The following is a 15,537-nucleotide window of genomic DNA, read 5'->3' as shown; positions in this document are numbered from 1 at the left end:
AGTTTTTCAATATGTAAATTGTTATTTCTAAATTATTTACATATTAATTTTTAATATTATCCCTTAATAATTTTATATCTTCCTTCGTTAATTTTATATTTTTAAATAAATCTGGACGTTTTTTTCTTGTAATTTTTAAAGACTGCGCTCTTCTCCATTTTCTTATATTTTCATGATGTCCAGATAATAAAACTTCTGGCACATTTTCTCCTTCAAAATATTTAGGACGAGTATACTGAGGATATTCTAATAATCCATTATAAAAAGATTCTTCTGTATAACTTTCACTGCTTGATAATACTCCTGGCACCATTCTGCATATACAATCTACAACAGGTATACATGCCATTTCTCCACCAGTAAGCACAAAGTCTCCTAAAGATATTTCCATATCTATATATTTATATATTCTTTCATCTATTCCTTCATAATGCCCACATAGAAATATAATTTCTTTTTCTTTGGATAAATTTTTAGCTAAATCTTGATTAAAAGTTTTCCCCCTAGGTCCTAAAAAAATAACTTTAACATCTTTATTCTTTTTTACATGTTTTATACAATCTACTATAGGTTGAGCTTTCATAACCATTCCAGCTCCACCTCCATAAGGATAATCATCTACTTTTTTATGCTTATCGTCAGTAAAATCTCTAATATTAAATGTAGTTATATTTATAATACCTTTATTTTTAGCTCTACCTATTATACTGTGGTTAAAAATTTCAAACATTTCAGGAAATAAAGTTAATATATTTATATTTATTGCCATACTTCTAAAGGCTTTATTATTATTTCTTCCCTTTCTATATCTATTTTAACCACAACACTTTTTAAGGCAGGTATTAACACTTCTTTTTTTCCTTTAACCCAATATACATCGTTGCTTCCTGTTTTTATTACATCGTATACTTTTCCGAATTCAAAACCATTTTCATCTAATACATTGCAACCTATTATATCTGCTATATAATAACTACTTTCTGGCAGTTTTACAGCATCTTCTCTAGCTACTTCTATATATTTATTTCTATGCTTATTTGCTTTTTCTACTGTATCTATACCTTCTATTTTTAATATAACTTTTTTATTTTGAATTTTGCACTCTAACACATTCATTTCTATGCCATCTATGTATATTCTTTTTAATTTTTTAAATCTATTTATATCATCAGTTAATGGATATACTTTTACTTCTCCTTTAATACCGTGTGTATTAATTATTTGACCTACACTTAAATACTTTTTTTTACTCACTTTCATTACCCTTTCTATTAAAAAAGAGTTAGGTAAGGCCTAACTCCTTTATATTATCTCTACAACAACTCTTTTATTTTCCTTTATTGCCGCTGCTTTTACAACAGTTCTTATAGCTTTAGCTATTCTTCCTTGTTTTCCTATAACTTTACCCATATCTTCTGGTGCAACCTTAAGTTCAAGAATTATTGACTGCTCTCCGCTAACTTCATTAACATGAACCATATCTGGATTATCTACTAATGACTTAGCTATAACTTCAAGTAATTCTTTCATTTACTACACCCCCAGTGATTACTTTAAAAACTTTTTCTATAGTCCTACTTTAGAAAAAAGTTTCTTAACTACATCTGTTGGTTGAGCACCATTTTTAACCCATTTATCTGCTTTTTCTTCATCTATTTTTACAGTAACAGGTTCTGTAGTTGGGTCATAGTAACCTATTTCTTCTATAAACTTACCATCTCTTGGAGCTCTTGAATCTGCTACAATTACTCTATAAAATGGAGCTTTCTTTTTACCCATTCTTCTTAATCTTATTTTAACTGCCATCTATGTCACCTCCTTTTAATGTTGAATTAATGTATTAAAATGGAAATTTTCCAAATAACCCTTTTTTATTAAAAGACTTTTGCATGCCTTTCATTTGCTTCATCATTTTTTTCATAGATTCAAAATCTTTAAGTAGCTTATTTACTTGCTGTATAGTAGTTCCTGAACCTTTAGCTATTCTTTTTTTTCTAGAAGGTGAACTGCTTACCAAAGAAGAATTTCTTCTCTCTTTTAAAGTCATAGAATTGATTATAGCTTCTATTCTAGATAATTCCTTTTCACCTTGACTTAAATCAACATTTTTTAATTCTTTTGTAGACATACCTGGAATCATTTCTATCAATTTATTTAATGGACCTAATTTTTTCATCTGTTGCATAGATGTTAAAAAATCTTCAAAGTTAAATTCTTGATTTAACATTTTACTTCCAAGTTCTTTTGCTTTTTCTGCATCTATGGATTGTTGAGCTTTTTCTATTAGTGATAGTACATCACCCATTCCCAATATTCTAGATGCCATTCTGTCTGGATGAAATACTTCTAAATCACTCATCTTTTCACCTATACCTGCAAATTTTATAGGTTTTCCAGTGATAGATTTTATAGATAAAGCTGCTCCTCCTCTTGTGTCACCATCTAATTTAGTTAAAATTACTCCTGATATATCTAATTTACTATTAAAATTTTCAGATACATTAACAGCATCTTGTCCTGTCATAGAATCTACTACTAAAAGAATCTCATTAGGATTTACTGAATCCTTAATATCAATTAACTCACCCATTAATTCCTCATCTACATGAAGTCTTCCTGCTGTATCAATTATTACTGTATTTAAATCATTTTTTTTAGCATGCTCTATAGCTGCTTTAGATATATCCACAGGACTAGCCTTATCACCCATATTAAATACAGGTATATTTATTTGGCTTCCAACTACTTGCAATTGCTTTATTGCTGCTGGTCTGTACACATCACATGCTACTAATAAAGGTTTCTTATTTTTATTTTTTCTAAGATGCAATGCAAGTTTTCCTGCCATAGTAGTTTTTCCTGCACCTTGCAATCCTACAAGCATAATAACAGTAATACTATTTTGAGAAAAATCTATTTCACTTTCCTTACTTCCCATTAGTTCTGTAAGTTCTTCATTAACTATTTTAATAACTTGCTGTCCTGGTGTTAAACTATTTAACACTTCATTTCCTAAGCATTTTTCACTTACGTTTTTTGTAAAGTTTTTAACTATCTTGTAATTTACATCTGCTTCTAATAAAGCTAACTTTACTTCTCTCATAGCTTGCTTAATGTCTTTTTCACTAAGTTTTCCTTTTCCCCTAAGTTTCTTTATAGTTTCTTGAAGTTTAGAAGCTAATCCTTCAAAAGCCATGATACTCCTCCTATAAATTTTCTATTATTTTTCTTTTCATATTATTTAATAAATTAAATGTGTCTTTAAAATCTTCTTTTTTTATTTTTTCTTCTAAACTGAATATATAATCAATTAATTCACTCTTTATTTCTTTTAATTTCTTATTTTTGCTCATTAACTTTAATTTAGATTCATAATTAAATAAAAGTTTATTACATCGCTTAATAATATCATAAATAGCTTGCCTTGTTGTTTTAGTATGTTCTGATATCTCTGAAAGCGATAAATCTTCATTATAATATAAAGTCATTATATTTTTTTGCTTTGATGTTAAAAGTTCCCCATAAAAATCTAATAAAACACTTATTATAATTCTGTCTTCCATAAAAATTCCCCGTTTACTAAATTATATTATATATGTTTTTAACGAATTCTATAATATCAGAAAAAATATTGGCTGTCAAGTATTTTTACTTAACACCTATTATTAAAATAACGCTTCAACAAATTCCTTAGCATTAAACTCTTGTAAGTCATCTACACCTTCCCCTATACCTATTAATTTAACTGGAACATTAAGTTGATGCTTTATAGAAATAATTACTCCTCCCTTAGCTGTTCCGTCTAGTTTAGTAAGTATTATGCCATTTAAATCACAAACCTCCATAAATTGTTTAGCTTGCTCTACAGCATTTTGACCTGTAGTAGCATCTAATACTAAAAGCGTTTCTTTTTCTGATTCTTTAAACTCTCTATCTATTACTTTATTTATTTTTCCTAGTTCATTCATTAAATTTTTTTTATTATGTAATCTGCCGGCAGTATCACATATTAATACATCTACTTTTCTTGCTTTTGCTGCTTGTATTCCATCATAAACTACTGCTGCCGGATCAGAACCTTCTTGATGCTTCACTAAATCTACTGCTGCTCTTTTACTCCAAACTTCTAATTGATCTATAGCAGCTGCTCTAAAAGTATCTGCTGCTGCTAAAAGAACTTTATATCCATCATCTTTTAATTTATAAGCTACTTTTCCTATAGAAGTGGTTTTACCAACACCATTCACTCCAATAACTAACATAATCTTTGGAGTTTTTTCTGGTTTAATACTTTCTTTACTATCTCCAAGTAAATCTACTATTACTTCTTTTAAGCAAGGCTTAATTTCATTAGGATCTTTTATTTTTTTCTCATTTATTTTTTCTTTTAACTTATCTATTATATATAAAGAAGTGTCTACTCCAATATCTGCTGTGATTAATATTTCTTCTAATTCTTCATATAAATCATCATCTATTTTAATAGCTGTTCCTAATATATCACTTACTTTATCTGTAAAATTATCTTTTGTTTTTGTTAACCCTTCCTTTAATTTATTAAAAAATTCTCCAAACACTGCTATTCCTCCTAACTTAAATTAATAGAAACTACTTTAGATATTCCTTTTTCTTCCATAGTGACACCATAAATATTGTCACTAACTTCCATAGTTCCTTTTCTATGAGTAATTACTATAAATTGAATTTTTGATGAAAATTTTCTTAAAAAACTAGCATATCTAGATACATTTATATCATCTAGTGAAGCCTCTATTTCATCTAACATACAAAAAGGAGTAGGTTTCATTTTAAGTATAGCAAAAAGTAGTGCTATAGCCGCTAGTCCTTTTTCTCCTCCAGACATTAAATTAATATTTTGAAGCTTTTTTCCTGGGGGCTGAGCATTAATTTCTATTTTACTTTTAAGTTCATCCTCCCCACACAATATTAAATCTGCACTTCCTCCATTAAATAATTCTTTAAAAGTTTCATTAAATAATAGTTTTAATTTATTAAAATTATTATTAAATATATTTTTCATCTTTTTTGTCATTTCCAATATGACTTTTTCTAGTTCTTCCTTAGCTCTAACCAAATCTTGCTTTTGTGAGTTCATAAACATAAACTTTTCTTTTAATTCTCTATATTCTTCTACAGCACCTACATTTACAATTCCTAAAGATTTTATTTCATTTTTTAAATAATTAGCCTGTTTTTTGTATTTTTCAATATTTTCAATATTCTCCTTATATTTTAAAGACTCTTCATAATTTATTCCTATATCTTCTTTTAATTTTAAAAATAAAGATTTAACTTCTGAATTATACTTTGTAAGTACAATATCATATTTATGAAGTTCTTTATCTTTTTTTTGAAGTACATTGTTTATATCTTCTAATTTACTTTTAATAGTGCCTATTATACTATTTAATTCAATTTTTCTAACATTACACTTTTCTATATACTGCTCTAATTCTTTTAAATCATGACTAATTTTTTCTTTATTAACTTCATTACATTCTATTTTTTCTTGTATACTTTCCTTATTATCATAAAGTTTTTTTAAATCTTCATTTAAATATACAATATTTTTACTTAATTCTTCAATTTCTAAATTTAATTGTTCTATTCTTTTTCTTTTATTTAAATTACTTTCTTTAATTTCAGCTTTTTTAATTTTAAAATCTGTTAATTTTTTTCGTATATCCTCTAAATCTTTTCTTTTTACAATTAAATTTTTTTCTATATGGTTTATTTTGTCAATGTTTTTATATTGACAATTATGAACATTACTTAATAATTCCTGTTTTTCTTTTAGTTCAGTATTGCTATTTAAAAGCTTATATTCAATTAATTTAATTTCATTATTAGATATGTATATGCTTTTATTTAATTTTTCCACTTCTTCTTTTAAAAGATTTATTTTATTTTCAAACTTTGCCATTTGTATACTTTTAATTTGCATTTGGTTTTTATTATTTATATTTTCTTTTTCCAAGATATCTATATTATTATTTAAAAAATTATTATTATGACTTATTTTATTTATACTTTCCTTTGTTTTATAAATACTTTCATCTATATCTTTAATTTTTCTTTTTCTGCCTATTATATTAAAATTTTTTTTAGATAAACTTCCTCCTGTTAAAGCTCCTCCTGCATTTACTATTTCCCCAGATAAAGTTACAATTTTATAATTATAATTTATTTTTTTGGCTATTTCTAGTGCATTATCTATATTATCTACTATTATAGTTCTTCCTAAAACATATTCTATTGCATTTTTTATATTATCATCATATTGTATTAATTCACTAGCCAATCCAATAAATCCTTGGGTACTTTTTAAATATTTAGGTATATTTATTTTTTTTCCTTTTATTATATTAAGAGGTAAAAAAGTAGTTCTTCCTAATTTATTTAACTTTAGATATTCTATTAATCTTTTAGCAATATTATCATTTAAAGTTATAATATTAGAAATACTTCCACCTAAAGCAATTTCTATAGCTATTTCTAAATCCTTGTTTACGTTTATTGATTCTCCTAATAAAAAACACTTTCCTATAAAATTAGGTATTTTATTATTATTTAAATGTTCTACTAATTTTTTAGATGTTTTGCTATATCCCTCATAATGTTTTTCCAAATTTAAAAGTATACCTTTATTTGTTTCTAACTTATTTAAAAAGTAATTTTCATTTTTTAATTTTACATCATTTTCTTTTATTTTATTTTTAATATTTAAAATTTTATTTTCATTCTTATTTATAATAATTTCATATTGTTCTATATGCTTTAACAAACTATCAATTTGTGTTTTTGCATTTTCTTTTTCATTTAATTTTAATTTTAAAAATTCACTACTATCCTTTACATAATTAGAAGTTTCTTCTCTTTTACATTTTAAACTTTCTATTTCATTCTCTATTATATTTATTTTATTTTTTACATCAGATACATTACTTAAAAATTCTATTTGATCTTCTTTTAAATACTTTAATGAATTTTCTTCATTTTCTATATTTAAATTAATATTATTAAATTTATCTTCATAAAAATTTATATATTCTTTAGTTTTTAAATTTAAATCTATAATTTCCTTAACTTTATTTTCTTCATCTAATTTAATTCTTTTTAATTTTATTATTTTATCATTTTGTTCCTTTATTAATTTATTATATTTATTTATATTTTCTAATGTATATTTAACTTTATCTTTTAAAAATTCTATCTCTGAAATAGTTTTTTCATAATTACTTTTATTATCATAGTAACTTTGCTTTAATACTTCTATTTTTTTTTCTAATTTATATAAATCATCATTATAATTATTTAATTTACTAGCATAATTATTTTTTTGTTCTAATAGTTTTTCTTTTTCATTTTCTAATATATTTATTGTACTTTTGCATTTTTGTATTTGCTTTTCTATATTGTCTATACTATAAAGTATTATATTTATATCTTTAGAATTTAACATTTCAGATAAGTGAATAAACTTTTTTGCCTTTTCACTTTCTATTTTTAAAGGATTTAGCCTCTCTTCATAAGTATTTAATATATCTTGTATCCTTATTAAATTTTGTTCTGTAGTTTGAAGCTTTTTTTCTCCTTCTTCTTTTCTCAACTTAAACTTTACTATACCAGCAGCTTCTTCAAGTACAGATCTTCTATCTTCTGGTTTACCGCTTAATATAGCATCTATTTTTCCTTGACCTATTATAGAATAACCTGCTTTTCCCAATCCAGTATCCATTAATAATTCCTGTATTTCTTTTAATCTGCATTTGGTATTATTTATATAATAGTCACTTTCACCTGATCTATATACTTTTCTTGTTATTTTTATATCAGAATATTCTAAAGGAAGCTTTTTATCAGCATTATCTAATATTAATGATACCTCTGCCATTCCTAAAGATTTTCTGTATTGGGTTCCAGCAAATATAACATCTTCCATTTTATTTCCTCGTAAGTTTTTAATACTTTGTTCCCCTAAAACCCACATTACTGCATCTATTACATTACTTTTTCCACTTCCATTAGGACCTACTATAGCTGTAACACCTTTATCAAATGTTAGTTCTATTTTATCTGCAAAAGATTTAAATCCTCTTAGTTCAATAGATTTTAAGAACATATATTACACTCCTAGTTAAATAAATATCATTGGCAATAATCCTGCTATAAACATTATAACTAAAAATATTATCAATATTTTCATCATTTTATCTCTTGTTTTTTTCTTCATAGCAATCTCTCCTTTAATCTAAATATGCATGGAAATAACTAATAATAGTTTATATTATATATAAAAAAATATCAATTAAAATAACGCTCTTTTCATGTACTAGTTAAATTTTTAGACAAAATTAAAACCGTGTTTTTATAGCACGGTTTTAAAACTTTTCTAAATTTATCTTGGTTCAACAATAAACTTTATAGCTGTTCTATTCTCTCCTTCTATATTTACATCTGAAAAAGCAGGAATAACTATTAAATCTATTCCATTTGGTGCCACAAATCCTCTTGATATTGCTATAGCTTTAACAGCTTGATTAACAGCACCTGCTCCTACTGCCTGAATTTCAGCAGCAGAATTTTCCCTTAAAGTTGCTGCTAAAGCCCCCGCTACTGATTTTGGTTGAGATTTAGCTGATACTTTTAATATTTCCATAAATAAATCCTCCCTTTTTTACTTTATATTGGCTGTATATAATTCCCTACTATAAAACTATTTCTATAAAGCCTTTGAATATCCTTTTATATATTTACTTTTAGTATAATCATAAATATCTATATTAACAAATTTATTTTCATCTTTTATAATAATATTAAATTTATCTACATGGTTTTTTTGTATTACTTTAATATTTTTTAAAACTAATTCTTTCTTAACTTCATTAAAAAACTCTTTTTTATTAGCATATAATTTAGATATATCTTTGGGATTAACCTCTAGTATAACATGCTCACTTTTCGTAAATTCTTCTTTTATTTTTTCTTTTACTACATCATTTATAATACTTCCTTCTACTAATTCTCTAAAAGCAGGATGAAAAGGTCCAGCTACTAAATCTTTTCCTATGTTTATTTCTTCTGTAGGTTGAAGACCTATTCTAATTACTTTTATGTTATTAGCTAAAAACATTTGATATACTATTTTTGTTATTTCAATGGCTTTTTTTAATGAATAAGGTGTATATAAATTATTATAATACATATCTTCCATAGGTGTATTTTTCACTACTAAAGCAGGATATATCCTACATATATTAGGTTTTATTTTTATAACTTTTTTAGCTGTTTCTATATCCTTTTTAAAATTATCTCCTGGAAGTCCTAGCATAATTTGATGCCCCAAAGTAAATCCATATTTTTTTATTAAATTAGATGCTATCTCCACATCTTCTATTGTATGCCCCCTTCCAGATTTTAATAACACTTCTTCATCTAAAGATTGAATACCTAACTCTATTATATCTACAGAATAATCCTTAAGATTTTGAAGTATTTCATGGTTAATATAATCTGGTCTAGTAGACATATGTATATAATCAACATAGCCTTTATCTTTATATTCTTTAGCTACAGATAATAGCTCTTTTTGTCTATTTATATCTATAGCCGTAAAAGTTCCTCCAAAAAAAGAAACTTCTATTGTAGCATCTTTGTTTTTTATAGTATCTAAATATTCTTCTATAATATTCTTAGTGTAATATTTATCTACTTTATTTTCATTTCCTGTTATTGAATTTTGATTGCAAAATACACAATTATGAGGGCATCCCTCATGAGGTACAAATATTGGTATTATATAATGTGTTTTTCCCATATTAATCCTCCAAAATTTCTAAAGCTTTTTTAGCAGCATTTTGCTCTGCTTCTTTTTTACTAAATCCACATCCATATCCTATTACATCTTTATTGGCTATTACTTGTATATAAAACTTTCTCCTATGCGGTGGTCCTTCAAATTTTGATAAATTATACTGTATATATGCATCACCATTTTCTTGTAATGTTTCTTGCAACTTTGTTTTATAATCAAATACTATTTCATTTTTCTCTGCTTTTTCTATTATATTATTAAAATTGTAAACAATAAATTTTTTAGCAGCTTCATATCCTTCATCTAAGTATATAGCTGCAATAATTGCTTCTACACAATCTGCTAATATGGATACTCTTTCTCTTCCACCTGTTAATTCTTCTCCTTTACTCATATTAATATATTCTCCTAGATTCCATTTTAAAGATATATTATACAAAGAAGTTTCACAAACAATTAAAGATCTTAATTTAGTAAGTTCACCTTCTGATTTATCTTTATATTTTTTAAATAATAATTCTGATATACATAGTTGCAAAACAGAATCTCCTAAAAACTCTAATCTTTCATTAAATTGTACATGTTTCTTTTGATTAGCAAAAGAACTATGAGTAAGTGCAATATCTAAAAGCTCTATGTTATTAAATTTTAAATTCAATTTATATTCTAACTGTTTAAGTATAATATACCTGTATTTCATACTCACTACTCCCTTTAAAGAGTTTATTATTCAAAGTACTTTTAAATAAATACTTTCAATAATAAACTCATACTATTTTAAATTTAAAAGTCCCGTAAATTTATAACGGGACTTAATTTTTATTCTTCAGTATGATTTTTTATGTATTCAACTACATCTCCTACTGTTGATATTTTTTCAGCTTCTTCATCTGGAATTTCTAAATCATACTCAGTTTCTAAAGCCATTATTAATTCTACTATATCAAGAGAATCAGCACCTAAATCATCAACAAAAGAAGAATCCATATTTATTTCTTCAATTTCTAGACCTAATTGCTCTGCTATTATTCCCTTTATTTTTTCTAATATACTATTTTCAGCCATGGATTTCACCTCCTAAAATAATGCATTATTCTAAATAAATAATATTACATTAATTTTTTTTAGTCAATATAAGTTATAAAATCATTATTTTTTTATTATTACCATTTTATATTTTATTATTATTTATTTTGCTTAATTCCTCTACTATATTATCTATAATTTTATTTTCATAACAATTAATTGCCTGTTTTATAGCATTTTTAAATGCCTTAGCATTAGAACTTCCATGAGCTTTTATGCATATGCCTTTAGCTCCTAAAAAAGCTGATCCGCCATACTCTGCATAATCAAATTTCTTTTTAAATTTATTAAAAACAGGCTTTAATAGCACTCCACCTACTTTTGTTTTAAAAGAACACATTATTTCTTGTTTTAACATTTGAAAAATATTAGAAGCTACACCTTCATACATTTTTAATATAGTATTTCCAATAAAGCCATCACATACTAATATATTTACATCTCCATTTACAACATCTCTAGGTTCTATATTCCCTACAAAATTAAAATTTGAATCTTTTAATAATTTATACACTTCTTTTGTTAATTCATTACCTTTTTCTTCTTCAACTCCTATATTAACTAACCCTACAGTTGGATTTGTTATTTTTAATATATTTTCAAAATATATTTTGCCCATTAATGCAAATTGAACTAAATAAGAAGACTTGCAATCTACATTTGCTCCTGAATCTATTACCATAAATACTCCATCTTTTCCAGGCATTACTGGAGCTAATGCTACTCTATCTATGCCCTTTATTCTTCCTATTATAAAAGTAGCTCCTGCCATTAAAGCTCCTGTGCTTCCTGCAGAAACTATTGCTTGAGCTTTTCCATCTTTTACACAATTTAAGGCTTTTACTAAGCTAGAATTTTTTTTTCTTCTAACAGCCATAACTGGAGGCTCATTAGTATTTATAACTTCTTCTGCATCTAATACTTCAATTCTATCTTTATTATATTTATATTTGCTTAATTTGTATTTTAGTACTTTTTCTGGACCTGTTAATATAATACTTAAATTATTACTTTCATTAATTGCTTGTATACATCCATCTATTACTGCATCTGGAGCAAAATCTCCTCCCATTCCGTCAACTGCTACTGTAATCAAAAGGAACTCACTTCCCTTCTAAATTTAAATAATTACAAATTCACTTCAAAAGTATATACCAAAATATTACCAAATGCAATATTTAAATTAAAAATAAAAGAAAGTCATATGACTTTCTTTAGAAATTAATTTTCATTTGAAATAACTTCCTTACCTTTATAATATCCACAAACCTTACAAACTCTATGAGCAAGCTTGGGTTCATGACATTGAGGACATTCAACTACTCCAGGTAAAGTTAATTTAAAAGTTTGAGCTCTTCTTGAATCTCTTTTTGATTTAGAAGTTTTTCTCTTTGGATTTGCCACAGTAAACACCTCCTTAATTCTTTAAAAGAAATCTTTTAATTGGGCCAACCTTGGGTCTACATCATCATCTTTACAATTACATTTAGAATAATTTAAATTTGTACCACACTGCTGGCACAATCCCTTACAATTTTCTTTACAAAGTCTCTTAATTGGTAAAGCCATTATTATGTTATTCATAATTACTTCAGCGATATCTATCTCATCACATTCTATTGAGATGACATCTTCATCTTCACACTTTTTACAATTTGAGAACTCTTCTACAATATTTAAATCTATTTTATAAGGAAATTTGCTAAGACACCTTGAACAACTTAATTCTACATTAGTATTAATTTTTGCTTCTAAATGTAGTAAATTTCCCATTTTACTTACGGAGCCCTTTAATTTTATAGTGTCTAAAAATTTTATATTTTCACTACCGTCAAAAAGAATATCTTTTTTTAATTCTAAATCAATATCCTTTTTCAATACTTTTTCTTGTACTAAATCCTGTACATCTATTTTCATAATGCTTCACCTCTATACATTAGACACGATTTATTATATAAATATGAAGATTAAAAGTCAAGTTTTTTATTTTATTTCAACAATTGTCTTAGTTTCTTTAGCTATCATAAGTTCTTCATTAGTAGGAATTACAAATACTTTTACCCTTGATTCTTTTGAACTAATATCCATAGCTTTTCCTCTAATTTTATTTTTTTCCTTATCTACATTAATCCCCATAAACTCTAAATTCTCGCACACTTTTTCTCTTGTTTCTGGAGAATTTTCACCAAGACCTGCCGTAAATACTATACAGTCTACGCCTCCCATTGCCGCTATATAAGCTCCTATAAACTTTTTAACTCTATAACAAAATACTTCTAAAGCAAGTTCTGCTCTTTTATTTCCTCTACTAGCTGCTTCTTCTATATCTCTAAAGTCACTGCTTACTCCTGATATACCTAAAACCCCAGATTCTTTGTTTAATAAATTATCCACATTATCTATTGTTAATTCACCTGTTTTCATTAAAAATGGAATTATAGCTGAATCTATATCACCACATCTAGTTCCCATAGCTAATCCTTCAAGAGGTGTAAAACCCATACTAGTATCTACGGATTTTCCCTTATCTATTGCACACAAACTAGCTCCATTCCCTAAATGACAAGTTATTATTTTTAAATCTTTTTTATTTTTACCTAACATTTGTGCTGCTACATCAGAAACATATTTATGAGATGTTCCATGAAATCCATATTTTCTTATAGCATATTTAGTATATAACTCATATGGTAAAGGATATATATAAGCATAATCTGGCAAAGTTTGATGAAAAGCTGTATCAAATACAGCTACCATAGGAATATTAGGAATTAATTCTCTACAAACATTAATTCCAACTATATTTGCTGGATTATGTAGAGGTGCTAATTTTACACACTGTTCTAAAACTTTTATAACATCTTCATTTATCAAAACTGAACTTGAATATTTTTCTCCTGCATGTACAACTCTATGTCCTACAGCAGATATTTCATTCATATTTTTTATAACTCCATATTCTTCATGAGTAAGTGCTTCTACAACTAATTTTATTGCTTCTTTATGATCTTTCATATACTGCTTAATTTCATATTTACTATCATTTATTTTTTGAGTTAGTACAGAACCTTCTATACCTATTCTTTCTACAAGCCCCTTAGCCATTACCTCCTCATTTTTCATATTTATCAATTGGTACTTTAAAGATGAACTCCCACAATTTATAACAAGTATTTTCATATGTATTCTCCTTTCAATATTACTATATTTTTTAAATTTAAAATCTTATATACCTAGTTTAACCAATTGCTAAAAATTTATATAACACATTTGAATATATACTTTTAAAAAAGAAACAATATGGTAGTATGTAGTATAATATAGACATATTATATCATTAAATTTATAAAAAAAATACTTTTTACAAAATGGAGGATAAAATGAATATTACAGGTTTAATAGTTGAATATAATCCTTTTCATAATGGTCATTTATACCATATAAATAAATCAAAAAAAGTCACAAAAGCAGATGGTATAATTGCTGTAATAAGTGGTAATTTTACACAAAGAGGAATACCTTCTATAATAGATAAATGGACTAAAACTAAAATAGCTCTTTTAAACGGTATAGACCTTGTAATAGAATTGCCAGCTTTATATAGTTTATCTTCTGCTGAATTTTTTGCCCAAGGTGCCATAAGTTTATTACAAAATTTAAATGTAGTAAATAATATATGCTTCGGAAGCGAAATTGAAAATATTAATATTTTAAAAGAAATATCTGAAATACTAATAGAAGAACCTGAAATTTTCAAAGAAACCCTTAAAAAAAATTTAAATAAAGGATTTTCTTATCCTTACTGCAGAAATAAAGCATTAATTTATTATTTTAATAATATAAAAAAATCAAATATAAATTTAGACACTATACTAAATTCTCCTAATAATATATTAGGAATTGAATATTGTAAAAATATAATAAAGCTTGGAAACAATATAGTTCCCTTTTCTATAAAAAGGATAGGTAGTAATTATAATAGTTTAAACTTTACCAAAGAATTTTGCAGTGCCTCTGCTATAAGAAATTTTTTAAAATACAATAATAATCTCAACGAAATAAAAAATTATATACCTAATAACGAATTTACTATATTTAATAATTTAATTAATTCTAGTTATAAATTTTGTTTTGAAGATTCAATGATTCCTTATATAAAATATAAATACTACAATTCAATAAATAGTTTGAAAAATTTACCTGACATATCAGAAGGCTTAGACAATAGAATATACAAATTTTTAGATAACTGTTCATCTTATGAAAATTTAATAAAGTCAATAAAAAGTAAAAGATATACTTTTACTCGTATAAGTAGGATACTTTGTCAGTTTTTTTTAGGATTTGACTTATACAATACTAGTGAATTAAGAAAATTTTCCTGTCCTTATGCTAGAATATTAGGTTTTAATAATACAGGTGCTACTATTTTAAAAAATATAAAAAATAAAAGCCAAATTCCTTTATACACTAAACTTCCAAAAGAAAAAAATGACATTTTAAATTTAGATATACAATCTACAAAAATGTATAGTTTAATAAACAATGCTATTAATCCCAATAGTGATTATTTAACTAGTCCTATAATTATATAAATAATATAGAATAAATTACCT

At 25.3% G+C, this 15,537-nt stretch carries 18 protein-coding genes; 1 reads left to right on the top strand and 17 read right to left on the bottom strand.

From position 1 onward, the window contains the following. Window positions 1–43: 43 nt before the first annotated feature. The 17 genes from trmD to CLOACE_RS00185 form a co-directional block, all read right to left on the bottom strand. Window positions 44–763, bottom strand: coding sequence for a tRNA (guanosine(37)-N1)-methyltransferase TrmD (gene trmD / locus CLOACE_RS00265; RefSeq protein WP_175429415.1), 720 nt, complete (start codon window positions 761–763; stop codon window positions 44–46). Continuing rightward, window positions 760–1,260: a ribosome maturation factor RimM gene (gene rimM, locus CLOACE_RS00260; protein ID WP_070109037.1), complete on the bottom strand. Its 501-nt coding sequence runs from the start codon at window positions 1,258–1,260 to the stop codon at window positions 760–762. Before rimM ends, trmD begins: the two co-directional genes overlap by 4 nt. A gap of 42 nt (window positions 1,261–1,302) precedes the next feature. Next, window positions 1,303–1,530: a KH domain-containing protein gene (locus tag CLOACE_RS00255; RefSeq protein WP_070109036.1), complete on the bottom strand. Its 228-nt coding sequence runs from the start codon at window positions 1,528–1,530 to the stop codon at window positions 1,303–1,305. Between the two features lie 36 nt (window positions 1,531–1,566). Further along, entirely contained in the window at window positions 1,567–1,806 is a 240-nt protein-coding gene (gene rpsP / locus CLOACE_RS00250) for a 30S ribosomal protein S16 (RefSeq protein ID WP_070109035.1), read from the bottom strand. Between the two features lie 34 nt (window positions 1,807–1,840). Further along, on the bottom strand, window positions 1,841–3,196 hold the full coding sequence (gene ffh, locus CLOACE_RS00245) for a signal recognition particle protein (protein WP_070109034.1): 1,356 nt from the start codon (window positions 3,194–3,196) through the stop codon (window positions 1,841–1,843). Window positions 3,197–3,206: 10 nt separating this feature from the next. Beyond that, on the bottom strand, window positions 3,207–3,563 hold the full coding sequence (locus CLOACE_RS00240; protein ID WP_070109033.1) for a putative DNA-binding protein: 357 nt from the start codon (window positions 3,561–3,563) through the stop codon (window positions 3,207–3,209). A gap of 102 nt (window positions 3,564–3,665) precedes the next feature. Then, a complete protein-coding gene (ftsY, locus tag CLOACE_RS00235; protein ID WP_070109032.1) occupies window positions 3,666–4,577 on the bottom strand; it encodes a signal recognition particle-docking protein FtsY in 912 nt (303 codons plus the stop codon). Between the two features lie 11 nt (window positions 4,578–4,588). Next, a complete protein-coding gene (gene smc / locus CLOACE_RS00230) occupies window positions 4,589–8,143 on the bottom strand; it encodes a chromosome segregation protein SMC (protein ID WP_070109031.1) in 3,555 nt (1,184 codons plus the stop codon). A gap of 15 nt (window positions 8,144–8,158) precedes the next feature. Next, window positions 8,159–8,254 (bottom strand): DUF4044 domain-containing protein, encoded by a 96-nt coding sequence (locus CLOACE_RS00225; RefSeq protein WP_101495350.1) that lies wholly within the window; start codon window positions 8,252–8,254, stop codon window positions 8,159–8,161. Between the two features lie 165 nt (window positions 8,255–8,419). Next, a complete protein-coding gene (locus tag CLOACE_RS00220) occupies window positions 8,420–8,680 on the bottom strand; it encodes a stage V sporulation protein S (RefSeq protein ID WP_070109030.1) in 261 nt (86 codons plus the stop codon). A gap of 63 nt (window positions 8,681–8,743) precedes the next feature. Further along, the gene (locus CLOACE_RS00215; RefSeq protein WP_070109029.1) at window positions 8,744–9,838 is read right to left on the bottom strand and encodes an elongator complex protein 3; all 1,095 of its coding nucleotides are present in this window, start codon (window positions 9,836–9,838) and stop codon (window positions 8,744–8,746) included. Between the two features lies 1 nt (window position 9,839). Next, window positions 9,840–10,535, bottom strand: coding sequence for a ribonuclease III (rnc, locus tag CLOACE_RS00210; protein ID WP_070109028.1), 696 nt, complete (start codon window positions 10,533–10,535; stop codon window positions 9,840–9,842). Window positions 10,536–10,654: 119 nt separating this feature from the next. Then, window positions 10,655–10,900, bottom strand: coding sequence for an acyl carrier protein (acpP, locus tag CLOACE_RS00205; protein ID WP_084027497.1), 246 nt, complete (start codon window positions 10,898–10,900; stop codon window positions 10,655–10,657). A gap of 106 nt (window positions 10,901–11,006) precedes the next feature. Further along, window positions 11,007–12,014, bottom strand: coding sequence for a phosphate acyltransferase PlsX (plsX, locus tag CLOACE_RS00200; protein ID WP_070109116.1), 1,008 nt, complete (start codon window positions 12,012–12,014; stop codon window positions 11,007–11,009). A 128-nt stretch (window positions 12,015–12,142) separates the two neighbouring features. Next, entirely contained in the window at window positions 12,143–12,325 is a 183-nt protein-coding gene (rpmF, locus tag CLOACE_RS00195; protein ID WP_070109027.1) for a 50S ribosomal protein L32, read from the bottom strand. Window positions 12,326–12,346: 21 nt separating this feature from the next. Beyond that, window positions 12,347–12,838 (bottom strand): YceD family protein, encoded by a 492-nt coding sequence (locus CLOACE_RS00190; protein ID WP_070109026.1) that lies wholly within the window; start codon window positions 12,836–12,838, stop codon window positions 12,347–12,349. A gap of 66 nt (window positions 12,839–12,904) precedes the next feature. Continuing rightward, window positions 12,905–14,101 (bottom strand): acetate/propionate family kinase, encoded by a 1,197-nt coding sequence (locus CLOACE_RS00185; protein ID WP_070109025.1) that lies wholly within the window; start codon window positions 14,099–14,101, stop codon window positions 12,905–12,907. 200 nt (window positions 14,102–14,301) lie between these two features. Between CLOACE_RS00185 and CLOACE_RS00180 the strand changes: the two genes are divergently transcribed. After that, on the top strand, window positions 14,302–15,516 hold the full coding sequence (locus CLOACE_RS00180; RefSeq protein WP_070109024.1) for a nucleotidyltransferase: 1,215 nt from the start codon (window positions 14,302–14,304) through the stop codon (window positions 15,514–15,516). Window positions 15,517–15,537 lie beyond the last annotated feature (21 nt).

The organism is Clostridium acetireducens DSM 10703 (assembly GCF_001758365.1).
Lineage (GTDB): Bacteria > Bacillota > Clostridia > Clostridiales > Clostridiaceae > Clostridium_C > Clostridium_C acetireducens.
Note: the sequence above shows the minus strand (reverse complement) of the source record. Positions and strands in the feature narration are given on the sequence as shown.

Excerpts from the sequence above, each read along its gene's own strand:
- rimM (WP_070109037.1), bottom strand. The coding sequence starts at position 1,260 with ATGAAAGTGAGTAAAAAAAAGTATTTAAGTGTAGGTCAAATAATTAAT.
- CLOACE_RS00255 (WP_070109036.1), bottom strand. The coding sequence starts at position 1,530 with ATGAAAGAATTACTTGAAGTTATAGCTAAGTCATTAGTAGATAATCCA.
- rpsP (WP_070109035.1), bottom strand. The coding sequence starts at position 1,806 with ATGGCAGTTAAAATAAGATTAAGAAGAATGGGTAAAAAGAAAGCTCCA.
- ffh (WP_070109034.1), bottom strand. The coding sequence starts at position 3,196 with ATGGCTTTTGAAGGATTAGCTTCTAAACTTCAAGAAACTATAAAGAAA.
- CLOACE_RS00240 (WP_070109033.1), bottom strand. The coding sequence starts at position 3,563 with ATGGAAGACAGAATTATAATAAGTGTTTTATTAGATTTTTATGGGGAA.
- smc (WP_070109031.1), bottom strand. The coding sequence starts at position 8,143 with ATGTTCTTAAAATCTATTGAACTAAGAGGATTTAAATCTTTTGCAGAT.
- CLOACE_RS00225 (WP_101495350.1), bottom strand. The coding sequence starts at position 8,254 with ATGAAGAAAAAAACAAGAGATAAAATGATGAAAATATTGATAATATTT.
- CLOACE_RS00220 (WP_070109030.1), bottom strand. The coding sequence starts at position 8,680 with ATGGAAATATTAAAAGTATCAGCTAAATCTCAACCAAAATCAGTAGCG.
- CLOACE_RS00215 (WP_070109029.1), bottom strand. The coding sequence starts at position 9,838 with ATGGGAAAAACACATTATATAATACCAATATTTGTACCTCATGAGGGA.
- rnc (WP_070109028.1), bottom strand. The coding sequence starts at position 10,535 with ATGAAATACAGGTATATTATACTTAAACAGTTAGAATATAAATTGAAT.
- acpP (WP_084027497.1), bottom strand. The coding sequence starts at position 10,900 with ATGGCTGAAAATAGTATATTAGAAAAAATAAAGGGAATAATAGCAGAG.
- CLOACE_RS00190 (WP_070109026.1), bottom strand. The coding sequence starts at position 12,838 with ATGAAAATAGATGTACAGGATTTAGTACAAGAAAAAGTATTGAAAAAG.
- CLOACE_RS00185 (WP_070109025.1), bottom strand. The coding sequence starts at position 14,101 with ATGAAAATACTTGTTATAAATTGTGGGAGTTCATCTTTAAAGTACCAA.
- CLOACE_RS00180 (WP_070109024.1), top strand. The coding sequence starts at position 14,302 with ATGAATATTACAGGTTTAATAGTTGAATATAATCCTTTTCATAATGGT.